Below are 24,722 nucleotides of genomic sequence, written 5' to 3' on the forward strand. Positions count from 1 at the left end.
CCCGAGGACGTCAATCGACCCTCCGCGGCAGCCGCAGGCTCAGCAGGGCCGTCACCACCACCAGCGCCAGCTGCATGAGCAGGACGGCGACGAGCGCGTCCCGCATCCCCACGGTCGGCACGAGGCCGAGGTAGCCGGAGCCCAGCGTGGCGACGCCGAGGGCGAGGGCCGACTGGTGCGTGGTGATCATGATGCCGCTGCCGACGCCGCCCCGGGCCGGCGGCACCTCGGAGAGGACGATGCGGAAGAAGAGCGGGAACTGGAGCGCCTGACCTGCACCGACCAGCAGCATCCCGGGCAGCAGCGGGACAGGGCCCAGGCCGGGCCAGTCGCGAAAGGTGGCGAGCGCCAGCAGCGCCAGCCCCGCACCGTGCAGCAGCGTGCCCACGGTCACCGTCCGGGTGCCGTACCGGGTCACCAGCCGCGGCCCTGCCAAGGAGACCAGGAAGTAGGCCACCGCCAGCGGCGCCAGGGTCAGACCCGCAGCCACCGGGCCGAGTCGTGCGCCCTGCTGGAGTGCCATGGCGATGGCGAACATGAAGCCGCTGAAGCCGATCGAGAACGGCAGCACCAGCGCCAGGCCGCGACGGAGCGAGACCAGCGCGAACAGGCTCGGCGGTACCAGCGGTGTGCGCCCGCGCCGGTCCGCACGCAGCTCCACGCGGTAGAAGGCGACGGCCGCGAACGGGAAGACGGCCAGGCAGAGCCAGGTCCACAGCGGCCAGCCCGCGGCACGGCCCTCCGCCAGCGGGGTCAGCAGGGTCAGCAGGGCCGCGCCCAGCAGGAGCGTCCCGGACGTGTCGATCGGCTCCGGATGCGGTGAACGGGTCTCCGGCACCGAACGCACCGCCGCGCCCAGGCCGACCAGCACCACGGGCACGTTCACCAGGAACACCGCACGCCAGCCGATGCCCGCGAAGTCCACGGCGACCAGCAGACCACCGAGTATCTGCCCGGCGACCATGGAGAGCCCGCCCACGGCGCCGTACAGGCCGAGGGCACGAGCCCGCCGTGGTCCGGCCGTCGCGGCCTGGATGGTGGCCAGCACCTGCGGCAACAGCAGCGCCGCCGCGGCCCCCTGCGCGACCCGGGCCGCCACCAGCGTCCCGGCGTCGGGGGCGAGTCCGCAGGCCAGCGAGGTGACGCCGAAGGCCGTCAGGCCGCCGAGGAAGAGCCGCCGCCGCCCGAACAGGTCACCGAGCCGGCCGCCGAGCACCAGCAGTACCGCGTACGCGACCCCGTACCCCGCGATCACCAGCTCCAGTACGGCCTCGCCGGCAGCCAGGTCGTGGCCGATCGTCGGCAGGGCGACGTTGACGATGAAGAAGTCGATCAGCGGCAACGCGGCGCCGAGCAGCACGGCCGCCAGGCCGGGGGTGCCGAGCACCGGCGAGGGGCCGTGCGGACCGGTGGTGCCGGCCGCCGCACGAGCGGTCTCGTCGATTCCTGTGTCACTCATGTGACGTAAGGGTTGAGCCGGGCGCAGCCTGGTACCAGAGCGTTCTCATCCCGGTAGTAGCACTACCTGGAAACACCCTCGGCGCTGCGGCACGCTGGGGGTATGTCCAGCACGGCCGAGAAGCAGGCGGCTCGGGAAGCCACGGCGGTCCCGTCCCCCGAGGCGACGGAGGAGAGCGCCCCGGCCCGGGGCGGGACCCCGAAGGAGGGCTTCGGCCCGGCTCGGCGCCCGCCACCCGCCGAATCCGAGATCCGCCGCACCGAACTGGCCCGCTTCCTGCGCAGCCGGCGGGAACGCATCGCCCCGGAGCAGGTGGGTCTGCCACGCGGCAGCCGGCGCCGCACCCCGGGCCTGCGCCGCGAGGAGGTCGCCCAGCTCGCCGCGGTCGGCGTCACCTGGTACACGTGGCTCGAACAGGCCAGGGGCATCCAGGTCTCCGCCCAGGTGCTCGACTCGCTCGCCCGCACCCTGATGATGGACGCCGCCGAGCGCGCCCACCTGTTCACCCTGGCCGGCGCCGTCGACCCCGCACCGGGCACCTCCAGTGCCCCCATCACGCCCGCAGTGCGCCTCCTCCTCGCCCAACTGGAGCCGATCCCGGCCGCCATCCAGAACGCGCGGTACGACATCCTCGCCCACAACCGCACGTTCGGCCGGCTCTTCTGCGACCTGGACGCGCTGCCGCCCGAGGACCGCAACTGCCTGCTGCTCTGCTTCACACACCCGCAGTGGCGCGCGTCGCTCGTCTCGCTCGACGAGACGGCACGCTGGATGGCCGCCAAGTTCCGCACCGCCATGGCCGACCACCTCGCCGAACCCGCCTGGAAGACGCTGCTGGGGCGGCTGAAGCGGGAGTCGGCCGAGTTCCGGGAGGTCTGGGAGCGCCACGAGGTGGTGGCCATGCGGGCCCGCAAGCGCAAGCAGTTCCGCAACGCCGACGTGGGCCTGCTCGACGTCGACCACACCGACCTCTGGCTCGGCCCGGTCAACGGCCCACGCCTCGTCAGCTACACGCCCGTGGACGAGCGGACCCGGGAGCGGATGGAGAAGCTGCAAGAACTGGCGGCGGCAGGGGAGTAGGCGCACGGTCACCGTCGCTTCCCGTGCGGCCGGTTCCCGTTTCGGCTAGTCGCCGGGCAACCGGTGCCCGTGCAGCGCCAGATAGCGGCGTGCCGTGTCAGCGACGGCGCCTGAACCGTTTCGCGCCGCCGCCCTGACGGCGTCCAGCGCCAGGTCGCGGTGGCAGCCCATGCCGACGTTGAGCACGGCGAACAGGGTCTGGTGGGCGAGTTCCCGAGGCCCTGGATCGGTGGCTGCGAGGAGTCGGCCCAGCAGGGTCGCGAGCGGGGGCACGATCCGGGGCTCGTAGGTCTTGCTCAGCGCCCACACCACCGACGGCCCGGTGGCGCCGCCGGCCTGCTCGACCTGGTGCAGCAGGGCGTCGACCGCGGTGTGCCACTCGTCCTCCGTCAGCCGGCAGGCCGCGTACTCCGGGGCGAGCAGGGACTGCACGGACTCGTCCGGGTCCGCCGCGGGGCGGCGGGTCTGCTCGAAGAGCAGGGCGAGCGTCAGGACCGCCTCCCGGTCGCCCGCCAGGGCGGCGCCGAGGAGTGCGGGAAAGCCGGGCACGCGCGGGGCAGGCACGCCCGTGGACTCCGGCACCCCGCGCACCGTCATCCCCGGGTCGCCGCCTCCATCGGCACCGTCTCCGGAGCCTCCAGCCGTTCGGCGGTGCGCCGGGCGGTGGCCTGGGCCCAACGGCCGCTGGTGAGCGCGCCGACGACGAGGACGAGGGCGCCGCAGCCGGTCATGATCCACCAGGCGGGACGGCTGGCCTCGACGAACGTGCTGCGGTACGCGGCGCCGTCCACCCCGGAGGCCAGCACCGCGCCGATCACGGCGACACCGAGCGTCGAGCCGACCTGGCGGCTGGTGGAGGCCACGGCGGCGGCCACTCCGGCCTGGGAGCGTGGCATGCCGGAGACCGCGGTGTTGGTGATCGGCGCGTTCACGAAGCCGAAGCCGAGGCCGAAGAGCACGTAGCCGACGAGGAGCGTGACGTTGGACTTCTCCATGTCGAAGGCGGCGAACAGCGCCCCGCCCACGGTCAACGTGACGCCCGCGAACACCAGCGAGAACCGCGGGCCGCGGCTGCTGACCAGACGGCCCGACAGGGGCGCGCAGATGAGCGTCAGCACCGCCATCGGCAGCATCCACAGGCCCGCGTGCAGCGCGCTCATGCCCCGTACGCCCTGGAGGTAGAGGGTGCTCAGGAAGAGGAAGCCACCGAGCGCGACGAAGGCGCTGACCGCTATCGCCGTCGCTCCGCTGAACGGTGCACTGCGGAAGAACCGCACATCGATCAGGGGCTCCGGGCGCCGCGGCTCGTACGCGATGAGTCCGGCCAGCGCGGCGACGGCGATCAGCGCGAAGGTGATGATCCGCGGCGAGGTGAGGCCCGCGTCGGGCGCTGCGATGATCGCGTAGGTGAGCGAGCCGAACAGCGCGATGACCAGCAGCTGTCCCACCGGGTCGGGGCGACGGGCCTTCGGCGCGCGGGACTCGGGGATGTAGCGCATGGTCAGCAGCAGCGCGGCCAGACCCACCGGGAGGTTGAGCCAGAAGATGGCGCGCCAGCTGACCGAGTCCACCAGCAGCCCGCCGATCAGCGGTCCGGCCGCCATGGATATGCCCACCACGCCGCCCCACACGCCGATCGCGCGGGCCCGCTCGCGCGGGTCGGTGAAGGTGTTGGTGATGATCGACATCGCCACCGGGTTGAGCATCGAGCCCCCGACGGCCTGGAGCATGCGGAAGGCGACGAGCAGCGGCAGGCTGCCCGCGAGCGAGCAGAGCAGGGAGGCGACGGTGAAGACGACCAGGCCGGTCTGGAAGACCCGGCGCCGCCCGATCCGGTCGGCGGTCGAGCCGGCGAGCATCAGCAGCGTCGCGATGACCAGCGTGTACGCGTCGATCGTCCATTGCAGCCCGGCCACGCTGGCGTGCAGATCACGCTGGAGGGAGGGCAGGGCGACATTGAGTACGGTGTTGTCGAGGCTGACGATCAGCAGGCTCATGCAGCAGATGGCAAGAACCAGCAGACGTCGGCGATGGCTGAGCTCCGGCATCCTTCAATAGTACGCCTAACTAACGACCTTGGATGCACGGTCCGGCCATCCAGCGACTGGATACCGGATAAGTGACTGGACAGCTGCGCCACGACCGTCCCCGTGCTCGTTCCCGTGCTCGTCCCTGGGCCGGCGCCCCGGCGCCCCTGGGCCGGCCCCGCGGCGGCGAACGCCCTGTCAGGGCCGACGGGGGACCGTCCGCGCGCCGCTCGGGCCGCCCGTTCGTCGCTCCGAGGCCCCCACCGGTGCCCGCCCCGCAGCCGACCGATACCCGCCGGCGCAGACGACCGTGCGCCATGACCGACAATGGGAACGATGTCCACGACGCCCACGTCGACCACGACGCCCCCGATGACGACCACACCACCCGCGACGCCCGTCACGTCCGGGAGCCCCGCCATGCCCGGAACGCCTCCGGCAGCCCCGGCGCCGGGGGCCCCGGCAGCCGCGTCCCCGGCACCGTCGGGTGCCCTCATGATCGGCCCGCACACGGTCTGGCCGCCCGTCGTGCTCGCCCCCATGGCGGGCATCACCAACGCCCCGTTCCGCACGCTGTGCAGGGAGTTCGCGAACGGTGGCGGTCCGGGCGGCGCCGCGCCTGCCGGGCCGCAGGGTGCCGCCGACGGGGTGCACAAGGGGCTGTTCGTCAGCGAGATGATCACCACCCGCGCGCTGGTCGAGCGGAACGACAAGACCATGCGGCTGATCCACTTCGACGCCACCGAGCGCCCCCGCTCGATCCAGCTGTACGGCGTCGACCCGGACACCGTCGGCAAGGCCATCCGCATGATCGCGGAAGAGGACCTCGCCGACCACATCGACCTCAACTTCGGCTGTCCCGTGCCGAAGGTCACCCGCAAGGGCGGCGGCAGCGCGCTGCCCTACAAGCGGCCGCTGCTGCGCGCGATCCTGCGCGAGGCGGTACGCGGCGCCGGGGACCTGCCGGTCACCATGAAGATGCGCAAGGGCATCGACGACGACCACCTCACCTACCTCGACGCGGGCCGTATCGCCGTCGAGGAGGGCGTGACCGCCATCGCGCTGCACGGCCGCACCGCCGCACAGCACTACGGCGGCACCGCCGACTGGGATGCCATCGCGCGCCTGAAGGAACACGTCCCCGAGGTCCCGGTGCTCGGCAACGGCGACATCTGGTGCGCGGCGGACGCCCGGCGGATGATGCGCGCCACGGGCTGCGACGGCGTCGTGGTGGGCCGCGGCTGCCTGGGCCGACCCTGGCTGTTCAGCGACCTCGTCACCGCTTTCGAAGGCAGCGGTTCCGGCGGGCCCAGCGGTTCCGAGGCGGCGGCGGGGGCGCCCGCCACACCGACGTTGCGCGAGGTCGCCGAGGTGATGGTGCGGCACGCCACGCTGCTCGGCGCGTGGCTGGCCGACGAGGCACGGGGTGTCATCGACTTCCGCAAGCACGTGGCCTGGTACCTGAAGGGGTTCGCGGTCGGTTCCGAGATGCGGGGGCGGCTCGCGACCGTCGCCTCGCTCGCCGACCTCGCCACCGGCCTCGACGCACTCGACCTGGACCAGCCGTGGCCGCGCGACGCCGACGGGCCGCGCGGCCGTAGCTCAGGCCGGAACCGCGTGGTGCTGCCGGACGGCTGGCTCGCCGACCCCTACGACTGCGCCGGCCTCGCCGCGGACGCGGAGTCGGACGTCTCCGGGGGCTGACGTCTCCGGGGGCCTACGTCTCCGGAGGCGCTGACGCCGCTCCGAGGGGGCGCGCTCCGCGCGCCTGACAGGGGCGCGGAGCACTGCGCGACCAGCCACGACGAGACCGTCGGGTCGTCACCGTCCGGGTGGGGCTGTTTCTGTCGTGTCCGGACCACCGTCCCCCACTGCCTTGGGAGCGTGGGAGGTACCCCCAGTGGTGGGTTGCGCGCGCAGTTCCCCGCGCCCCTGAACGGCGCCTACGGCGCCGCCGGTCACTCAATCGACCGGCGGCCACGCGTTCGCCAGCAGCTGCCGGAACTGCGTCGGGAACCACTCGCCGTACCCCGGTGCGCCGGGCAGCGCGCCCGTGGGGTGGTTCGTGTCACCGATGGGGCCGAGGTTGCCGTCCGGATCGCACTCGTTGCTCAATCCGGCGCCCGGGTTGTTCGCCGGCCCGTCCGACTCCCCCGGGGGCTTGGCCCACACGTACGCGTCGATGCCGGACTGCGGACTGACCGTGGGGCGCTCGCCGAGTCCCGCGCCGTCCTGGTTGCACCACGCCGTGTAGGACACCCTGCGGTCCAGCCGGCCGCCGTCGACGTAGGCGTTCACATCGGTCGACGGGCCGGGGCCGGTCGGCCGCTTGGGGCCGCCCCAGCCGTTGCGCGAGGTGTCGACGAGGATGCCGGTCCCGGTGCTGAAACCGTCCGCGATGGCGCGCTGCCGCAGCGACAGGGCGAACGGCAGCTCGTCGACGAACTGGTTCCAGTCCACCCACCGGCTCTGGATGACCGATACACCGTTCACCTTGTCGTCGACCGTGAAGTACTCCTCGTGCAGCACGCCGTAGTCCGCGGTGTTCACGATGAACCCGGCCACGTCGTCGAAGGTGCCGCCGTTCGCCTGAGCGGCCTGGCCGAGCAGGGTGACCAGCGGTCCGGAGTCGTCGGCCCAGCCCACCGAGCCGTGGTACCCGGCGTCCAGGTAGGCGTAGACGTGGGACAGCGCGCCCAGGTGCGTGAGGGCGTAGCCGATGCCCTTGAGGTAGTTGCCGTTGGCCTTCATCGTGTCGCATTCGGGTGTGGCCGCTGCCCGAGAGCCGGTGTGGAGCACCAGGCTCTCCAGTGCCCCGGGCTCGACGATGGTGACGATGCGCAGGTCGGCGTAGGCGGGATCGCTGACGATGGCGGCGATCGGGTCGATGTACTCGGCCTCGTAGCGGTCGATCTCATCGGGCCCCAGCTCGCCGTCGGACGTGAGGCTCCCGCAGTCCCGGCCCGGAAGGTCGTACAGGACCAGCTGGACGAGTCCGGCGCCCTGTGCCAGCGCCGTATCGAGGTGCTCCTTCAGGCCCATGCCACCGGCCTCGCCGTTGATGGAGGCGATGGAGTCCAGCCAGACCGCGGTGGGCTCGCCGGACACCGCCGCACCGCCCGGTTCCCCGGCAGCGTGCGCGGACCACTCCGGGTTCACGTACGGGACGGCGCCGACGTACGGGTTGTCGACGCGGGCTGCGGCCGTGTCGGAGGTGGCCGGTGCGGCGGCGGCCGGTCCGGTCAGGCCGGTGAGCAGGGCGGTGGCGCAGGCGAGGGCCGCGGTACCGGCCCCGATCCGGCCGCGGCGACCAGCCGGGCGTCTCAGGCGTCGGTCTTCGGCGGCACGGGGCGACAGTGACGACATGGCAAGTGGGCTCCTTCGGCGCGAGAACGCAACGGAGTACGGACGTGAAGTACGTGGGAGCGCGGAACGTGGGAGCGCTCCCAGACTAGGCGCGTACGGTCGTGCCGGGAAGACGCCGGACGGCCGTCTGTGGGCTCGAGCGAGCGGTGCCGCTGTCCGGATGGTGACACCGGGGTCCGGGATGGGGGCGTCGGGGAGAGTGATTCTCGCCACTCGTAGACCGTTTTCGCTCACATGAGCGGCACATTGCGCGCATGCAACTCTCCAAAAGATGGCACCGAGTGCCACCCCATTCATCTTCGGCAAGCGAAAACAAATGCCGCTATAGTCGCTCACATGAGCGGTTGACCCGCCACTACATCCCTATCTCCTTCAAGAAGTGAACGCGGACCGGCCCGGAGCCCACCCGCCCCTGCGACTTTCGATCCGGTGGCGGACGGGTGGTTACGGCCGTACGACGCACAAGTGGACGTACCTAGGCGCCTTCGATCTGGGTATGTTCCCGCCGTCAGGGCAGCCATCGCACTCGCCTGTCGTCCACCACCGCCCTCAACGGAGCGGACCTCTGTCCGCACTGCTTACTTCAGGAGTCGAGAGCCGTGTCGAAAAATGGGACCCGAGCCGTGAAATACGTGTACGACTTCACGGAGGGCAACAAGGACCTCAAGGACCTCCTCGGCGGCAAGGGCGCCAATCTCGCCGAGATGACCAACCTCGGTCTCCCCGTGCCACCGGGCTTCACCATCACCACCGAGGCGTGCAAGGTCTACCTGGAGAGCGGGAAGGTGCCGGACCCGCTGCGCGACGAGGTGAGTGCGCACCTCGCCGACCTGGAGCAGGCGATGGGCCGCAAGCTGGGCGCGCCCACGGACCCGCTGCTGGTGTCGGTGCGCTCGGGCGCCAAGTTCTCGATGCCCGGCATGATGGACACCGTCCTGAACATCGGCCTCTCCGACACCTCCGTGGCCGGGCTGGCCGCACAGGCCGGCGACGAGCGCTTCGCCTGGGACTCCTACCGCCGGCTCATCCAGATGTTCGGCAAGACGGTGCTGGGCATCGACGGCGAGCTGTTCGAGCACGAGCTCGACGAGCTGCGGGCCGAGCAGCAGGCCAAGACCGACACCGAGCTGACCGCCGCCCATCTGAAGACCCTGGTCAAGCGGTACAAGAAGATCGTCAAAAGCGAGACGGGCCAGGACTTCCCGCAGGACCCGCGCGAGCAGATGGACCTCGCCGTCAAGGCGGTCTTCTCGTCCTGGAACGGTGACCGCGCCCGCCTCTACCGGCGCCAGGAGCGCATCCCGCACGACCTCGGCACCGCCGTCAACATCTGCTCCATGGTCTTCGGCAACATGGGCGACGACTCCGGCACCGGCGTCGCCTTCACCCGTGACCCGGCCAGCGGCCAGCAGGGCGTCTACGGCGACTACCTGGCGAACGCGCAGGGCGAGGACGTCGTCGCCGGCATCCGCAACACCGTGGCGCTCGCTGATCTGGAACGGATCGACAAGGCGTCGTACGACGAGCTGCTGCGGATCATGGAGACCCTGGAGAACCACTACAAGGACCTCTGCGACATCGAGTTCACCATCGAGCGCGGCAAGCTGTGGATGCTCCAGACCCGGGTCGGCAAGCGCACCGCTGCCGCCGCCTTCCGGATCGCCACCCAGCTCGTCGACCAGGGCCTGATCAGCGAGGCCGAGGCGTTGCAGCGGGTCACCGGCGGGCAGCTGGCGCAGCTGATGTTCCCGCGCTTCAAGGACGGCGAGCACACCGAAGGGGTCCGGCGGATCGCCCGTGGGCTCGCCGCGTCACCGGGTGCCGCCTCGGGCAAGGCGGTCTTCGACTCGTACACCGCGATCAAGTGGTCGCGCTCCGGCGAGAAGGTGATCCTGATCCGCCGCGAGACCAACCCGGACGACCTGGACGGCATGATCGCCGCCGAGGGCATCCTCACCTCACGCGGCGGCAAGACCTCGCACGCGGCCGTCGTCGCGCGCGGCATGGGCAAGACGTGCGTGTGCGGCGCCGAGGACCTGGAGGTCGACACCAAGCGGCGCCGGCTCACCGCGCCGGGCGCGGACGGCAAGGGCACCGTCGTGGTCGAGGAGGGCGACGTCGTCTCCATCGACGGCTCCACCGGCAAGGTCTACGTCGGCGAGGTGCCGGTCGTGCCGTCCCCGGTCGTGGAGTACTTCGAGGGCCGCATGCACGCGGGCGCCGACGACGCGGACGAGCTGGTCACCGCGGTGCACCGGATGATGGCCTACGCCGACCGGGTACGCCGCATGCGGGTACGGGCCAACGCCGACAACGCCGAGGACGCGCTGCGCGCCCGCCGGTTCGGCGCCCAGGGCATCGGCCTGTGCCGCACCGAGCACATGTTCCTCGGCGAGCGGCGGCAGTACGTCGAGCGGCTGATCCTCGCCGACACGCCCGCCGAGCGCGACGAGGCCCTGAAGGAGCTGCTGCCGCTCCAGAAGCGGGACTTCGTGGAGCTCTTCGAGGCGATGGACGGCCTGCCCGTCACCGTGCGCCTGCTGGACCCGCCGCTGCACGAGTTCCTGCCGGACATCACCGAGCTCTCGGTACGCGTCGCGCTCGCCGAGTCCCGCAAGGACCCGCACGAGAACGAGCTGCGGCTGCTCCAGGCCGTGCACCGGCTGCACGAGCAGAACCCGATGCTCGGGCTGCGCGGTGTCCGGCTCGGGCTCGTCATCCCCGGCCTGTTCGCGATGCAGGTACGGGCGATCGCGGAGGCGGCGGCCGAGCGGAGCGCCGCCAAGGGCGATCCGCGTGCCGAGATCATGATCCCGCTGGTCGGCACCGTCCAGGAGCTGGAACTCGTCCGCGACGAGGCGTCCCGGGTCATCGCCGAGGTGGAGAGCGCGACGGGGACCAGCCTCGGGCTCGCGCTGGGCACGATGATCGAGCTGCCGCGTGCCGCGCTGACCGCCGGGGAGATCGCCGAGGCCGCCGAGTTCTTCTCGTTCGGCACGAACGACCTCACGCAGACCGTGTGGGGCTTCAGCCGGGACGACGTCGAGGCGAGCTTCTTCACCGCCTACCTGGAGAAGGGCATCTTCGGGGTGTCGCCCTTCGAGACCATCGACCGCGAGGGCGTCGGCCGGCTCGTCGCCGACGCGGCGAGCGCGGGCCGGGCCACCCGGCCGGACCTCAAGCTCGGCGTCTGCGGCGAGCACGGCGGCGACCCCGAGTCGGTGCGCTTCTTCCACGAAGTGGGTCTCGACTACGTCTCCTGCTCGCCGTTCCGCGTCCCGGTCGCCCGGCTGGAGGCGGCCAGGGCCTGCGCTGCGACCGCCTGAGGGCCGGAGGGCGGCAACCCTGACGGCTCCCTGAAGTCCGTAAGCCCGTGTGCGCCGCACGCGCCGTTCAACGGTGCGTGCGGCGCCGTGCTGTGCACCCGCCGGCCGTGACCGAGAACGCATCAGGCTCCGTGCGAGAAGAATCGCGCTCTGCCGGCCCGTCGACCGGACGGATCATGGCCCGGCAGGTCATGATCGTGACATTTCGCTGTAGTACCCCTGTCGTAATCGAGCGGCATGGTTGATCGTTGTGCGGTGCAGAACGGATCATCGTAGCGCTCACGCAACACCAGCCCCGCGACCGGCAACTGACCGACCACCAAAACAGGCCACGGGGAAACGGACAACCCAACTACCGATCACAGCAGGGGGAACAGCATGACCGTCAGCAGGAGGACGCTTCTCGCGGGGGCCGGGGTCGCCGCAGGGAGCGGACTGCTCGCCGCCTGCGGTTCCGACACCGGACGCTCGGACGACTCGTCCGGTGGCAAGAGCAGCGTCAAGCTCCAGCAGTGGTACCACCAGTACGGGGAGCAGGGCACCGAGGCCGCCGTCAAGCGGTACGCGGCCTCGTACGAGAAGGCGAACATCAGCGTCCAGTGGCGGCCCGGCAACTACGACCAGCAGGTCGCCGCCGCACTGCTCACCGACTCGGGCCCCGACGTCTTCGAGGGCGGCCCGAACCTCAACATGATCCAGGGCGGCCAGGTCGTCGACGTCACCGAGCTGCTCGACGGCGTCAAGGACGACTTCAACCCCGGCGTCCTCGAACCCAAGATCTATCGGGACAAGATCTGGGGCGTTCCGCAGGTCATCGACATGCAGCTGCTCTTCTACCGGAAGAGCATGCTGGCCGACAAGAACATCCGGCCGCCCGAGACGCTCGACGAACTCCTCGACGCCGCCCAGGCCCTGACCTCGGACAAGGTCAAGGGGCTCTTCCTCGGCAACGACGGCGGCGCCGCCGTGCTCAACGGCACCCCGCTGCACGCCGCGGGCCTTACGTTCGTCACGAAGGACGGCAAGGTCGGCTTCGACGACCCGGCCGCCGCCCGCGCCCTCGGCAAGATCCGCCAGCTGTACGCGAAGGACACGCTGCTGCTGGGCGCGCCCGCCGACTGGTCGGACCCGTCCGCGTTCATCCAGGGCCTGACCGCCATGCAGTGGTCGGGCCTGTGGGCGATCCCGCAGGTGCAGAAGGAGCTCGGGGACGACTTCGGCGTGCTGCCGTTCCCGAAGGACGGCACGTCCGGCGCCCCGGCCGTGCCGGTGGGCTCCTACGGTTCGGCCGTCAGCGCCCGCAGCAAACACAAGGACGTCGCCAAGGCGTTCGTGAAGTGGCTGTGGGTGGACAACACCGCCGACCAGACCGACTTCGCCCTCTCCTACGGCTTCCACATCCCGGCCCGCATCTCGCTGGCGAAGAAGGCCGACAAGCTGAAGAAGGGCGCCGCGGCCGACGCGGTGCGCTACGCCACCGACCACGGCTTCCCCGATGCACCGCTGCTGTGGACCGACGCCAGCCGCTCCGCCTACCAGGACTCCCTCAGCCGCATCATCAAGGACGGCGCGAACCCGGACAGCGAGTTGAGGGGCGTGGTACGGAAGGTCAACGCGGAACTGGCGCGGGTCACCAAGTGACCGCCCTGCTCACCCGGGGCCGCACCACCCTCTGGTTCTGGATCTTCGTCGGGCCGTTCGTGCTGGGCCTCGGCCTCTTCACGTACGTCCCGCTCGCCTGGAGCGTCTACCTCAGCTTCTTCGACGCGCACAACACCGTCACGCCCGACCACTTCGTCGGGTTCGACAACTACACGTCGATGCTGAGCGACGACGCCTTCACCTCCAGTCTGACGACGTTCATCGCCTTCTCGGCGTTCATCGTGCCCACCACGTACGCGCTCGCCCTCGGGCTTGCGCTGATGGTCAACCGGCTGAGGCGCGCCCAGGCGTTCTTCCGGTCGGTGTTCTTCCTGCCCGCGGCCTGCTCGTATGTGGTCGCGGCGTTGATCTGGAAGATGTCGATCTTCAACGGGGTGCGGTTCGGGCTCGCCAACACGCTGCTCGACTGGTTCGGCGGCGATCAGATCGCCTGGCTGTCCACGACCGACCCGCCGTGGTACTGGCTGGTCATCGTCACGGTACGGCTCTGGCTCCAGGCCGGTTTCTACATGGTGCTCTTCCTCGCCGCGCTGCAACGGATCAGCCCCGTGCTGTACGAGGCCGCGGCGGTGGACGGGGCGCGCCCCGGGTGGCAGGTCTTCCGCAACATCACCTTCCCGCAGCTGCGGGCCACGTCGGTCGCCGTGGTCCTGCTGCTGGTCATCAACGCGTTCCAGGCGTTCGACGAGTTCTACAACCTGCTCTCCCAGACGCACGGTTACCCGCCGTACGCCCGGCCGCCGCTGGTCTACCTCTACTTCACCGCTCTCGGGGAGGGGCAGAACCTCGGCTACGGCAGCGCGGGCGCGGTCATCCTCGCACTGATCATCGCGGTGGTGACGCTCGTGCAGTCGCGCTGGTTCGGTCTCGGCAGGAAGGAGGACTGACGACGATGACGACCTCCGACGCCCAGCCGGGAGCAGGGGAGGACGCCGGCGCCCGCGGCACCGCGCCGCCCACCACCCGGGCGGGCACCGGACGAGGCACGCCGGCCGGCCGGGTGCCCCGGCCGCGGTCCGGCGGTGGCCGGGCGGCGCCCCCCGACCCGTTCGGCACCGGCGACGCGCTCGTGCGGGCCGGCCGGGCGGTGCGTCTCGCGCTGCTGATCGCGCTGGCCGTGGTCTTCCTGGTGCCGTTCTACCTGCTGGTGCGCAACGGCCTGGCCAGCGAGGCGGACATCACCTCGCCCAACTGGACGTTCTTCCCGAGCACCCTGCACTGGTCGAACGTCTCGGAGCTGTTCTCGGACACCTCGGTGCCGTTCGCGCGCTCGCTGCTGAACTCCGCGCTGATCGCCGTCCTCACCACGGTCGGCACCCTGCTGCTGGCCTCACTCGCGGGCTACGGTCTCGCCCGCATCCCCTACCGGCACGCGAACAAGGTCTTCTACGCCATCATCGCCACGATGATGGTGCCGGCCGCGGTCACCTTCGTGCCGTCGTTCGTGCTGGTCTCGACGCTGGGATGGGTCTCCAGCCTGCGCGGTCTGATCATCCCGACGCTGTTCTCGGCCTTCGCCTGCTTCATCTTCCGCCAGTACTTCCTGGGGTTCCCGCGCGAGCTGGAGGACGCGGCGCAGGTGGACGGGCTCGACTACTGGCGGGTGTTCTGGCTGATCGTGGTGCCGAACGCGCGGCCCGTCTTCGCGGCCGTCGGCACCATCGTGTTCATCGGCGCCTGGAACGCGTTCCTGTGGCCGCTGGTCATCGGGCAGGGCCGTGACGCGTGGACGGTGCAGGTGGCGCTGTCGTCGTTCACCACGGCCCAGGTGATCCGGCTGCACGAGCTGTTCATCGCGGCTGCCGTATCGATCCTGCCGCTGCTGGTGGTGTTCCTGTTCTTCCAACGGTGGATCGTGGCGGGGGTGGAGCGGAGCGGGATCGACGACTGAGCCGCCGGGGCCGGGTGGTGGTGCCTGCGCGTTGCCCGCCGCTGCGATGATGGGGGCATGTCCGCTGGTGGAGCCAAGGCGTCCGCGTCCCGGGGTTACGCGAAGGGGCGTGCGCGCCGAGCGCAGATCGTCGAGGCGGCGGCCGCGGTGTACGCGGACGTCGGGTACGACGGCGCCTCGTTGCGGGAGATCGCGAAACGGGCCGGGCTCAGCCATGTCGGGCTGCTCTACTACTTCCCCGACCGCGAGGCGCTGCTGGCCGCCGTGCTGGAGCGGCGTGACGAGCAGGACGCGGCACGGATCGGGCCGGAGGCGTCCTCGCCGATGGCGGTGCTGCGGCTGCTGCTGGGCCTGGCCGACCACAACGCGCGTCATCCGGCGATGGTCGAGCTGTATGTGCGCCTGGCGGCCGAGGCGTGCGCCGACGAGCACCCGGCGCACGGGTACTTCATCCGGCACTACGCCGACACGCGCGACTACGTGCACCGTGCCCTGCTCGAGTTGGCGGAGCAGGGGCGGCTGCGGGACGGGGTGGACCCCCGGGCCGCTGCGGTGGGCTTCGTGGCGCTGATGGACGGATTGCAGGTGCAGTGGCTGACCAGCCCGGACGAGGTGGACATGGTCGCGGCACTGCGGATCTTCGTGCAGCAGCTCCTCACGGAGCCCCTGGAGTAGCCCACGGCGGGCGCAGCCGCCAAAGCAGGAGGAGGGCGACGGCGGCCGTGGCCAGTTCGCCGGTGGCGAGTCCCGCCCAGACGCCGCCGGCGCCCAGCCGGCCGAGGCCCGCGATCAGGGGAACCTTGATCAGCAGCAGCGTGCCGACGGACAGCAGGTAGGCGGGTGCGGGGCGGCCCAGCGACTGGAAGTAGGCCGCCACGAGCGGGGCGAGTCCCGCCACGCCCAGGCCGAGCGCGATGACGCGCAGCGCGCGTTGTGCGGTGGCGGTGGTGTCGGGGTCGTTGAGGAACAACCCGACCAGGGGGCCGGCCAGCAGTGCGAGCGCCACCGCCGTGAGCAGTCCGTACAGCAGGGAGCCGAGCAGGGCGAGGTTGCGGGCGCGCAGCACCCGGGCGGTCAGGCTACGGCCGGCGTTGTAGCCCACGATGGGTTGCAGGCCCTGGCTGATGCCGGTGTGCGGCATCATCACGAAGACCTGGAGGCGAGCGCAGACGGCGTAGGCGGCCAGGGCCGTCGCGGTGCCGGTGGCCGCGAGGGTGGCGTTGACGAGGACGGCGAGCAGCGTGACGCCCGCTCCCGCCAGGAACGAGGGCAGGCCGACGCCGAGCAGGGCACGCACCGTCGGACCGTGCGGCAGCAGCTCGTCGAGCCCGATGCGGTACGGGCGTTGCCGTTGCCCGAAGAAGAACCACAGGCTCATCGCCGCGGAGACCGTCTGCCCGCCGACGGTGCCGAGCGCGGCGCCGCGTATCCCCATGCCGAACCCGAAGATCAGCAGCGGATCGAGGGTGATCTGCACGCTGACCGGCACCAGCCACAGCAGCGTCGAAAAGCCCATCCGGCCCTCGGCCCGCACCAGGCTGGAGAACCCGGTCGACACGAGTGCCCCGCACAGCAGCACCTCCGCGTAGGGGCGTGCGCTGGCGTGCAGCGGGCCGCGGGCACCGAGCACCGTCAGCAGCGGGTCCAGGAACGTCAGGCCGAGGACGGTGGTGGCGGCGGCGCAGAGCCAGAACAGGGTGAAGGCATTGCCCGCGGCCCGGGCCGCCGCCTGCCGGTCTGAGGCGCCCAGGGCACGGGAGACCAGGGACGCGCCGCCCGCGCCGACCGTGGTCGACAGCGCGCCGAGCAACAGCAGCAGCGGGGCGGCCAGGTTGACCGCCGCCATCGCCGAGTCGCCCACGCCGTGCCCCACGAACCAGGCGTTGGTCAGCGCGTAGCAGCCGTACACGCCGGCCGCTGCCGTGGTCTGGGTACAGGCCCGCCACAGCAGCCGGCCGACCGGTTGGGCGCCCAGCCGGGCGGTGTGATCGGTGGTGCGTGTGGTGCGGGCGGCCGTCACCGGCGGGGGTGTCCGAGCAGCGCCATGGCCTCGTCGAGCCGGCTGCGGGCCCAGTCGTACTGCCGGGTGTCGGTGTGCCCGCGGTAGACGGTCTCGATCACCATGATCAGGACCAGGTGGAGGCCGTACAGGCGGCGCCGCACCACTTGCGTCGGGGTCAGCTCGGGATGTCCGTAACCGCGCATGAAGGCACGGGCGTCGCCGAAGGCGGCCAGCTGGGAGCCGGCGAAACCGGCCTCGATCAGCGGGTCGCCGTAGAAGGCACGCTCGTGGTCGATGATGCAGACGATCCGGCCGTCCCTGACCATGACGTTGCCGTCCCACAGGTCCCACTCGACCAGGCGCGGTTCGGTCACCTCGTCGAGGCACGCGGCGTGCTCGGCCAGGACCGCGCGGACGACGTCGTAGTCCCAGCCCAGCTCGACGCTGCGCCGTTCGCCGTTGACGAGGACGTCCTCGACCATGCCGGTGAACACCCGCCGCCAGCTCGGATCACCCGGCCCGGCGAGGGGGCCGAAACCGCTGCCGCGGATGGAGTTCAGCTCCCGGTTGGCCGCCCCGAGCTGTGCCATGTAGGCGTCGCGCTCGGCGGTGGGGAGCTGATCGGCGATGATGCCGAGGTTGTCGGCGTCGACGTACGGCATGAAGAAGTAGTCCGCGTCGCACAGCTCGTGGCTGCGGTCCGCGAAGTCGACGGCCGGGACCGGCACGGATGTCTGCGTGCGGATCAGGTCCAGCGTCGTGAGCTCGATCGACATGGCGCCGCGTTCGTAGGTCATCACCTCCACACCGGGCGGTGGGGCGACCTTCAGGACGACCTCGGCGCCGTCGCGCAGCCGGATGCGGTAGGCGACGTTGAACCAGCCGTGCCCCAGCTCGTCCGCCCATCCCTCGCCGGTGGGGACGCGGTCGGCTCCGTAGGCGCGCTCGATCATGGCCTGGAGCGTGGTGGGCGACTGCCTGTTCTTGGTGATGCTCTCCAACGCCCTGTCCTTACGTCATCGAGGGATTCCCGGTGCCTGCCGGTGTGCCGCCGCCGGGCATCGGTCACGCCGACGGGCCCGTGCTCCGGGCTCGGTTGGGGTGCACGACCAAATACTTACCACGTGGTCGAAATTCTCTCCAGACGCCGGGACGCCTCCCGGGACCGGCCCGGCAGGGAACCCGGCCGGTCCCGGAGAGGTGCTCGCCGCGTCGCAGGCCGTGCCTCAGGCCGAAATCCCCCCGTCCAGCACCAGGTCGGTCCCGACGACCGACGCCGCGGCGTCCGACGCCAGGTACAGCACCGCGGCGGCGACCTCGTCCGGCGTGGTGAGCCGGCCCAGCGGCGACATGTGCTTCATGCGCTCCGTGCGAGCGTCCTCGCTCTCGCCCGGCGCCAGTGACATGGGGGTCTCGGCCGGCCCTGGGCTGACCGCGTTGACGCGGATGCCGGCGTCGATGACATCGAGCGCTGCGGTCCTGGTCAGTGCGGAGACCGCGGCCTTGGAGGCGATGTAGGCGGCGAGGCCGCGGCGTCGGGCGTGTGCCCCGAAGGCGGAGGAGAGGTTGACCACGGCACCGCCGCCGTCCCTGCGCATCCGCTCGATCTCGTACTTCATGCACAGCCACACGCCGGTGACGTTGGTGCGCTGGACCCGCTCCCACTCGCGCTCGTCGATGCGGTCGACGGGGCCCAGGCCGCCCAGCACGCCGGCGCTGTTCACCGCCACGTCCAGCCGGCCGTGCTGCGCCACCGCGGTCGCCACCATGGCCCGGACGTCCGCGGCCACGGTCACGTCGGTGACCGCGGCGCGCGCCGTGCCGCCGGCCTGCTCGATCAGCGTCACCGTCTCGGCCAGTGCGGCCTCGTTCCGCCCGGCCACCACCACCCGGGCCCCCTCGGCCGCCAGGCCGCGCGCCACGACGCGGCCGAGGCCCCCGCCCGCGCCGGTGACCAGGGCGGACCTACCGGTGAAGCGGGTGGCGGTCGGGACGGGAGCTAAGGCGCCGGATGGGTCTTGTGGGGCTGCTGGCGGGTTGGGCATCTCGGCTCCGGAGGGGGTTCGTGGGGGCTGGGACCGGTGCGGTCGGGCCGCTGGCGCGACGGCACGAGCAGATCATCCCTCATCGGCGAATCATCGGTGAACCGTTGGGGAAACCGTCCTTGCCCAATCATGTACAGTGCATGCTAGTATGCAGCATGCATGATTCAGATCGAGTGGCCAACCTGCTGGGGGCCGCCGCGCTGGTGCTCACCGACCTGACGGTCGGCGGAGCCACCGAGGCGGCCGGACTGAGCGTCAGCGGCGCCGCGGCACTGGTGACGCTGACCGCCCAACCGGGAGTGAGCGTGACCGAGCTCGGTCGCCGGGTCGGCCTGAGCCAGTCGGCGGCGGCCCGCATGGTGGACTCGTTGCAGGCCGACGGCCTGGTGGAGCGCAAGCCCAACCCGTACAGCCGGAACTGGGTGACGGTCCATCCGACCGCTGCCGGCCGCCGCACGGCGCGCCGGCTGCTCACCGCGCGCAGCCGCCCGCTGGCCGACGCCGTCGCCGCCCTCGACGACGGCGAGCAGGGCGAACTGTCCCGGCTGCTCGCGAAGATGCTGGAACGCCTCTACGAGAACGTCGGCAACGCCCAGTACATGTGCCGGCTGTGCGACCGCGGCTGCTGCCGTGCGGCGGGCTCGACGTGTCCGGTCGGCGCGGCCGAGGACCGCGGCGCCGAACCGTCCGACTGACCGGGCACCCGACGACGGACGACCGCCCCGGTCACCGGCGTGCGCAGGGGCGCAGCGGCACAGGGACGCAGGCACTCAGGCAGAAGACGAGGACCGAAGGACCGCATCATGACGAACTGGCAGTTGACCCGCACCTACGACAGCCCGTCGGGCACGGTCCGCTGGGACCGCTTCGGCTCCGGCCCCGGCGACCCCGTCGTGCTGCTGCACGGCACGCCGTTCTCCTCGTACGTCTGGCGCGAGGTGGCACGCTCGCTGGCCGGCTGCCACCCGGTGTACGTCTGGGACATGCCCGGCTACGGGCAGTCGGAGAAGTCGGAGCGGCAGGACATCTCGCTGGCCGCGCAGGTCGACGTCTTCACCGGCCTGCTGGACCACTGGGGGCTGATCCGCCCGCTCGTGGTGGCCCATGACTTCGGCGGGGCCGTGGCACTGGGCGCGCATCTGCTGTACGGGGTGCCCTACCGGCAGCTCGCCCTGGTGGACGTGGTGGCCCTGGCGCCGTGGGGCAGCACGTTCTTCCGGCAGGTGGGCGAGCACGGCGAGGCCTTCGAAGCCCTGCCGCCGCGGATGCACGCGGCCCTGCTACGGGAGTACATCAGCTCGGCGAGCAGCCCCGGGCTGCGGCCGGCGGACCTGGAAGCGCTGACCCGGCCCTGGCTGGCCGCCGGCGGACAGGCCGCGTTCTACCGCCAGATCGCGGTACGCAACGGCGACCAGGCGTACACGGACAAGATGGCGAACCGCTACGACACGATCGACCTGCCCGTGCTGGTGTGCTGGGGCGAGGGCGACGACTGGATTCCCCTGGACCGGGGCCGCGAACTCGCCGCCCGTATCCCGGACGCCCGGCTGCACACCCTGCCGGCCGCCGGCCACCTGGCCCCGATGGACGCGCCCGCCGAACTCGCCACGGCCCTGCTCGCGTTCCTGAGCGACGCGGAGTGAGGCAGTCGGCGCCGCCCCGGCGTGCGGCTCCTTCCCTGCCTCACACCTGACCGCTACCGGTCGGGGCTCCCTGGGCGGTCGGGCACTCGAACCGGGTGCGTCCCGGTGGCCGCTGCCGGAACGGGGCGAGCGTCGCGCGCACGAGGTCGGCGGCGCCCCAGTCGGGGTCGAACTGGGCGATCACGGCCAGGTGCTGGCGCAGCTGGAGGATCGGCATCCGTGCGCGCCAGTCGCGGTCGAGCCCGGTCAGCTCGGCGTACCGCTCGAAGAACACGTGCGCCTCGGGCGGCGGCGCCGTCGTCCACAGATGGGCCAGGTCGACCTCGGCCCACGTGTACGACACGGCCGGGTCGATCAGCGCGGGCCGCCCGCCGGGGGTGGCCATGACGTTCTGCGTCCACAGGTCGCCGTGCGTCAGGCACGCGGGGCTGACCGGCAGCAGCTCGGGCAGCCGGTCGCACAGCCGCTCCAGCGCCGCCCGGTCCGCGGCGTCCAGCGCCTCCTCGACGCGACGTTCGCCCAGCCAGCGCAGCAGACGGTGCTGGGCGAAGAACGCGAACCCGTCGTCGTCCCAGGTGTTGACCTGCCGGCGACGGCCCAGCCAGTTGTCCCGGTGCCACCCGAACCGGGGGTGCCGCGTGGTGGTGTGCAGGTGGGCGAGCGCGTGCGCGAGCCGCTCCCAGAACGCCTCGGTGTCCGGGCGGGGCCGTAGCACGGAGAGCACGAGCAGGTCGCGGTCCGCGAGGATGGTCTCGGGTGTGGCGACGGCGCCTGTCTCGCGCAGCACGGTGAGCCCTTCGGCCTCCGCGGCGAAGGCGTCGTCCGACGGCGGCTCGTCGAACGCCTTGACGAACACCGTGCTGCCGTCACCGCGGCGCGCGAGCCCCGCGGTCGCGGCGAGGCCTCCGGTGGCCGGCTCGACCGTGACGACGTCGGTCAGGCCGGCCGTGTGCAGCCGTTCGAGCAGGAGGGACGTCGCGTCTGTCACGGGCGTGCCCCTCCCTGCCGGTCACGCACCATGGTAGTCAGGGCCGGGTGCGGCGGCTCACTCCTCCGGCTCCCGTCCCCCGTGACGGGCTCGCTGACGTCTGCTCAGTGACCTCTGCCCGGCGACATCGGGAACGAGCACTCAGCCGCGTACCCGGACCTTGAACGTCGGCACGGACACCCCGTCGTCGTCCAGGCACCGCCCGTCCGTCAGCGTGAAACGCTGCTTGAGCAGCGGGGAGGCGACGAACGGGACACCCGAGGCGGAGCCGAGCAGGCCGCGGGAGAGCACCGCGGCACCGGTGAACGGATCGTGGTTGTCGACGGCGTACAGGTGCCCGGCACGGTCGAGGAAGACGGCTGCCTGGCCGCCGTCCGGGAGCAGGGCCGCCACGCCGCGGCCGGGGGTGAGCAGTTCCGCGTCGCAGACGGCGAGCCAGCCGCCGGGGAGGCGGAGTTCGACGGTGCCGGTGAGGTGCGCGGGTGCGGTCGCCGGCGCGGGGTGGACGGTCGGGGCGGTCGTCATGGCGTGCTGGTTCCTTCCAGGGACGGGGTGCCGGGACGGGTGCCGATGGTCAGCAGCGGCAGGTCCGGCTTGATCTGGTCACGTTCCGGGATGAACCTGACCGTGGGGTCGGGCACCTCCGGGGCGTTCACGAAGGAGACGAAGCGGGCCAGGCGCTCCGGGTCGTTCACCGTCTCGGCCCACTCGTCGCGGTAGTTGGCGACGTGCGCAGCCATCAGCGCCTCCAGCTCGTCGCAGATGCCCAGCGAGTCGTGCACCACCACGTCGCGCACGTGGTCGAGACCGCCTTCGATCCGCTCCAGCCAGGTCGCGGTGCGCTCCAGACGGTCGGCGGTGCGGATGTAGAACATCAGGAACCGGTCGATCAGCCGCACCAGTTCCGCGTCGGACAGGTCCTGGGCGAGCAGGTCGGCGTGGCGCGGGGTCGCGCCGCCGTTGCCACCGACGTAGAGATTCCAGCCGTTCGCCGTGGCGATCACGCCGAAGTCCTTCGACTGGGCCTCCGCGCACTCCCGCTGGCAGCCCGAGACCGCGGACTTCAGCTTGTGCGGGGAGCGCAGGCCGCGGTAGCGCAGCTCCAGGTCGATCGCCATCCGCACCGAGTCCTGCACGCCGTACCGGCACCAGGTCTCGCCCACGCAGGACTTCACGGTCCGCAGCGCCTTGCCGTAGGCGTGCCCCGACTCGAAACCCGCGTCGACCAGCCGGGCCCAGATCAGCGGCAACTGGTCGACGCGGGCACCGAACAGGTCGATGCGCTGACCGCCGGTGATCTTGGTGTAGAGGCCGAAGTCGCGTGCCACCTCGCCGATCACGATCAGCTTCTCCGGAGTGATCTCACCACCGGGGATGCGCGGCACGACCGAGTACGAGCCGTTCTTCTGGAGGTTGGCGAGGAAGTGGTCGTTGGTGTCCTGCAACGCGGCCTGCTCGCCGTCCAGGACGTAGCCGCTGGCGCCCAGCACCGGCGCGAGCGAGGCGATGATCGAGGCGACCGCCGGCTTGCATACCTCGCAGCCGTCGCCGCCGCGCGCCGCGTCCCGCCCGAACCGGTCCAGCAGCTCCTGGAAGGAGGTGACCCGCACCGCCCGTACCGTCTCGTACAGCTCCTCACGGGTCTGCCCGAAGCAGCCGCACAGGCCCTTGTCGACCGCGACGCCGCTCGCCTCCAACTCGGCGGTGACCAGCTGGCCCAGCACCTTCACGCAGCTACCGCAGCCGGTGCCCGCCTTGGTGCACTTCTTCACCTCGGGCACGGTGGTGCAGTCGTGTTCGGCGACGGCAGCCCGGATGGTGCCCTTGGAGACGTTGTGGCAGGAGCAGATCACCGCCGAGTCGGGCAGCGACGTCGGCCCGATCGCCACCGGCCCGCCGGCGCCGTCCGGGCCGGCCGGCAGCACCAGCCGCTCGGCGGGCACCGGCGGCACCGAGCCGGTCATCGCGCGCAGCGTCCCGTACGCGTCCGCGTCCCCGACCAGCACACCGCCGAGCAGGGTCCCGTCGGAGGCGATGACGAGCTTCTTGTAGGTGCCGGAGCGCGAGTTGGCGTAGACGACGTCGAGCGCGCCGTCGGTGGCGCCGTGCGCATCGCCGAACGACGCCACGTCCACGCCCAGCAGCTTCAGCTTCGTCGAGGTGTCCGCGCCGGTGAACTCCCGCCGGTCGGCCTCCTCGGCGGCGTCCGTCGCCTCGATCAGGCCGCCCAGCGCATCGGCCGCGTCGGCGGCGATCGCGGCGGCCGCCGCCTCGGCCATCTCGTAGCCGGGTGCCACCAGGCCGTACACCCGCCCGTCGGCGGCCTGCGCGCACTCGCCGATCGCGAAGATCCGCGGATCACCGGCGGTGCGACAGTGCCCGTCGACCGTGATGCCGCCGCGCTCGCCGACGTCGAGGCCGCAGGCACGGGCGAGCGCGTCCTGGGGGCGCACGCCGGCGGAGAAGACCACGAGGTCGGTGGCGAGCGTGCTGCCGTCCGACAGCGCCATGCCCGTCACCCGGCCGGCCTCGTCCGCGATGATCTCCTGCGTGCCGGTGCCGGTGTGCACCACCAGGCCCATGCCCTCGATGGTGCGGCGCAGCTCGGCGCCGCCCGCCTCGTCGACCTGCACGGGCATCAGCCGGGGCGCGAACTCCACGATGTGCGTGGCGAGCCCGAGACCCTTGAGCGCCCCCGCCGCCTCGAGACCGAGCAGCCCGCCGCCGACCACCGCGCCGGTCGTCGCGTGCCGCCGCGCGTACTCCTCGATGGCGAGCAGGTCCTCGATCGTCCGGTAGACGAAGCAGCCGGTGGTGTCCTTGCCCGGCACCGGCGGCACGAACGGGTAGGAGCCGGTGGCCAGCACCAGCGTGTCGTACGGCACGAGCCGGCCGGAGCGTGCGGTGACGGTGCGCGCCGCGCGGTCGACGTGCTCGGCCGGTTCGCCGAGCAGCAACTCGATGCCGTGCTCCGCGAGGAAGCCGGGGTCGGTGAGGGACAGGTCCTCAGGGGTACGCCCGGAGAAGTACGAGGTGAGCTGGACGCGGTCGTAGGCCGGGCGCGGTTCCTCGCACAACACGGTCACGCGGTGCGAGGCGGTGAGCCCACGCTCGGCCAGCGCCTCCAGGAACCGTTGCCCGACCATGCCGTGACCGACGAGGACCAGACGGGGCCGGTCGTCGGACGGCTCGGGGGCGCCGGGTGAGCCGGGTGCGCCGGGTGCGGTGTGCGG

Annotated in this window: 19 protein-coding genes; 9 read left to right on the forward strand and 10 right to left on the reverse strand. The window is 71.8% G+C overall.

The genetic code is table 11. The features are described from left to right. Positions 1–10: 10 nt before the first annotated feature. Complete coding sequence (locus NQO67_RS19785) at positions 11–1,459, reverse strand: MFS transporter (protein ID WP_255951398.1); 1,449 nt, start codon at positions 1,457–1,459, stop codon at positions 11–13. Between the two features lie 102 nt (positions 1,460–1,561). Between NQO67_RS19785 and NQO67_RS19790 the strand changes: the two genes are divergently transcribed. Then, positions 1,562–2,539, forward strand: a complete 978-nt coding sequence (locus tag NQO67_RS19790; protein WP_255951399.1) for a helix-turn-helix transcriptional regulator — start codon at positions 1,562–1,564, stop codon at positions 2,537–2,539. A gap of 45 nt (positions 2,540–2,584) precedes the next feature. On the opposite strand, the gene NQO67_RS19795 is transcribed toward NQO67_RS19790, so the two are convergent. Then, on the reverse strand, positions 2,585–3,103 hold the full coding sequence (locus NQO67_RS19795) for a hypothetical protein (RefSeq protein ID WP_255951400.1): 519 nt from the start codon (positions 3,101–3,103) through the stop codon (positions 2,585–2,587). Positions 3,104–3,132: 29 nt separating this feature from the next. Next, a complete protein-coding gene (locus NQO67_RS19800; RefSeq protein WP_255951401.1) occupies positions 3,133–4,587 on the reverse strand; it encodes an MFS transporter in 1,455 nt (484 codons plus the stop codon). A 474-nt stretch (positions 4,588–5,061) separates the two neighbouring features. Here NQO67_RS19800 and dusB point away from each other — a divergent pair, with 474 nt between their 5' ends. Next, entirely contained in the window at positions 5,062–6,270 is a 1,209-nt protein-coding gene (gene dusB / locus NQO67_RS19805; RefSeq protein WP_255951402.1) for a tRNA dihydrouridine synthase DusB, read from the forward strand. 258 nt (positions 6,271–6,528) lie between these two features. On the opposite strand, the gene NQO67_RS19810 is transcribed toward dusB, so the two are convergent. After that, on the reverse strand, positions 6,529–7,932 hold the full coding sequence (locus NQO67_RS19810) for a glycoside hydrolase family 6 protein (RefSeq protein ID WP_308295681.1): 1,404 nt from the start codon (positions 7,930–7,932) through the stop codon (positions 6,529–6,531). A 599-nt stretch (positions 7,933–8,531) separates the two neighbouring features. On the opposite strand from NQO67_RS19810, the gene ppdK reads away from it, so the two are divergent. From ppdK to NQO67_RS19835, 5 genes are all read left to right on the forward strand, one after another. Further along, positions 8,532–11,258 (forward strand): pyruvate, phosphate dikinase, encoded by a 2,727-nt coding sequence (ppdK, locus tag NQO67_RS19815; RefSeq protein WP_255951403.1) that lies wholly within the window; start codon positions 8,532–8,534, stop codon positions 11,256–11,258. Between the two features lie 378 nt (positions 11,259–11,636). Further along, positions 11,637–12,899, forward strand: a complete 1,263-nt coding sequence (locus NQO67_RS19820; protein WP_255951404.1) for an ABC transporter substrate-binding protein — start codon at positions 11,637–11,639, stop codon at positions 12,897–12,899. Further along, positions 12,896–13,807: a carbohydrate ABC transporter permease gene (locus NQO67_RS19825; RefSeq protein WP_255951405.1), complete on the forward strand. Its 912-nt coding sequence runs from the start codon at positions 12,896–12,898 to the stop codon at positions 13,805–13,807. The genes NQO67_RS19820 and NQO67_RS19825 overlap by 4 nt, the downstream gene beginning before the upstream one ends. Positions 13,808–13,812: 5 nt before the next feature. Continuing rightward, positions 13,813–14,811: a carbohydrate ABC transporter permease gene (locus NQO67_RS19830; RefSeq protein ID WP_255951406.1), complete on the forward strand. Its 999-nt coding sequence runs from the start codon at positions 13,813–13,815 to the stop codon at positions 14,809–14,811. 57 nt (positions 14,812–14,868) lie between these two features. Next, positions 14,869–15,486: a TetR family transcriptional regulator gene (locus NQO67_RS19835; RefSeq protein WP_255951407.1), complete on the forward strand. Its 618-nt coding sequence runs from the start codon at positions 14,869–14,871 to the stop codon at positions 15,484–15,486. Here the strand turns inward: NQO67_RS19835 and NQO67_RS19840 are convergent. From NQO67_RS19840 to NQO67_RS19850, 3 genes are all read right to left on the reverse strand, one after another. Beyond that, complete coding sequence (locus tag NQO67_RS19840) at positions 15,467–16,831, reverse strand: MATE family efflux transporter (RefSeq protein ID WP_255951408.1); 1,365 nt, start codon at positions 16,829–16,831, stop codon at positions 15,467–15,469. The genes NQO67_RS19835 and NQO67_RS19840 overlap by 20 nt on opposite strands. Further along, entirely contained in the window at positions 16,828–17,814 is a 987-nt protein-coding gene (locus tag NQO67_RS19845) for a phosphotransferase family protein (protein WP_255951409.1), read from the reverse strand. The genes NQO67_RS19840 and NQO67_RS19845 overlap by 4 nt, the downstream gene beginning before the upstream one ends. Before the next feature lie 225 nt (positions 17,815–18,039). Then, positions 18,040–18,858: an SDR family NAD(P)-dependent oxidoreductase gene (locus tag NQO67_RS19850; RefSeq protein WP_255951410.1), complete on the reverse strand. Its 819-nt coding sequence runs from the start codon at positions 18,856–18,858 to the stop codon at positions 18,040–18,042. Positions 18,859–19,013: 155 nt separating this feature from the next. Between NQO67_RS19850 and NQO67_RS19855 the strand changes: the two genes are divergently transcribed. Then, positions 19,014–19,553, forward strand: coding sequence for a MarR family winged helix-turn-helix transcriptional regulator (locus NQO67_RS19855; protein WP_255951411.1), 540 nt, complete (start codon positions 19,014–19,016; stop codon positions 19,551–19,553). Between the two features lie 108 nt (positions 19,554–19,661). Then, positions 19,662–20,501, forward strand: coding sequence for an alpha/beta fold hydrolase (locus NQO67_RS19860; RefSeq protein ID WP_255951412.1), 840 nt, complete (start codon positions 19,662–19,664; stop codon positions 20,499–20,501). A 40-nt stretch (positions 20,502–20,541) separates the two neighbouring features. Here the strand turns inward: NQO67_RS19860 and NQO67_RS19865 are convergent, their stop codons facing one another. From NQO67_RS19865 to nirB, 3 genes are all read right to left on the reverse strand, one after another. Beyond that, positions 20,542–21,489, reverse strand: coding sequence for a fructosamine kinase family protein (locus NQO67_RS19865; RefSeq protein WP_255951413.1), 948 nt, complete (start codon positions 21,487–21,489; stop codon positions 20,542–20,544). 141 nt (positions 21,490–21,630) lie between these two features. After that, complete coding sequence (gene nirD / locus NQO67_RS19870; RefSeq protein WP_255951414.1) at positions 21,631–22,014, reverse strand: nitrite reductase small subunit NirD; 384 nt, start codon at positions 22,012–22,014, stop codon at positions 21,631–21,633. Continuing rightward, entirely contained in the window at positions 22,011–24,635 is a 2,625-nt protein-coding gene (nirB, locus tag NQO67_RS19875; protein WP_255951649.1) for a nitrite reductase large subunit NirB, read from the reverse strand. The genes nirD and nirB overlap by 4 nt, the downstream gene beginning before the upstream one ends. Between the last annotated feature and the right edge of the window lie 87 nt (positions 24,636–24,722).

Source organism: Streptomyces odontomachi, assembly GCF_024435355.1.
GTDB classification, from domain to species: Bacteria; Actinomycetota; Actinomycetes; order Streptomycetales; family Streptomycetaceae; genus Streptomyces; species Streptomyces odontomachi.

Coding starts and splice junctions, on each gene's coding strand:
- dusB (WP_255951402.1), top strand. CDS start 5,062: ATGATCGGCCCGCACACGGTCTGGCCGCCCGTCGTGCTCGCCCCCATG.
- NQO67_RS19810 (WP_308295681.1), bottom strand. CDS start 7,932: ATGTCGTCACTGTCGCCCCGTGCCGCCGAAGACCGACGCCTGAGACGC.
- nirD (WP_255951414.1), bottom strand. CDS start 22,014: ATGACGACCGCCCCGACCGTCCACCCCGCGCCGGCGACCGCACCCGCG.
- NQO67_RS19820 (WP_255951404.1), top strand. CDS start 11,637: ATGACCGTCAGCAGGAGGACGCTTCTCGCGGGGGCCGGGGTCGCCGCA.
- nirB (WP_255951649.1), bottom strand. CDS start 24,635: ATGGTCGGGCAACGGTTCCTGGAGGCGCTGGCCGAGCGTGGGCTCACC.
- NQO67_RS19860 (WP_255951412.1), top strand. CDS start 19,662: ATGACGAACTGGCAGTTGACCCGCACCTACGACAGCCCGTCGGGCACG.
- NQO67_RS19850 (WP_255951410.1), bottom strand. CDS start 18,858: ATGCCCAACCCGCCAGCAGCCCCACAAGACCCATCCGGCGCCTTAGCT.
- NQO67_RS19790 (WP_255951399.1), top strand. CDS start 1,562: ATGTCCAGCACGGCCGAGAAGCAGGCGGCTCGGGAAGCCACGGCGGTC.
- NQO67_RS19800 (WP_255951401.1), bottom strand. CDS start 4,587: ATGCCGGAGCTCAGCCATCGCCGACGTCTGCTGGTTCTTGCCATCTGC.
- NQO67_RS19785 (WP_255951398.1), bottom strand. CDS start 1,459: ATGAGTGACACAGGAATCGACGAGACCGCTCGTGCGGCGGCCGGCACC.
- NQO67_RS19830 (WP_255951406.1), top strand. CDS start 13,813: ATGACGACCTCCGACGCCCAGCCGGGAGCAGGGGAGGACGCCGGCGCC.
- NQO67_RS19835 (WP_255951407.1), top strand. CDS start 14,869: ATGTCCGCTGGTGGAGCCAAGGCGTCCGCGTCCCGGGGTTACGCGAAG.
- NQO67_RS19855 (WP_255951411.1), top strand. CDS start 19,014: ATGCATGATTCAGATCGAGTGGCCAACCTGCTGGGGGCCGCCGCGCTG.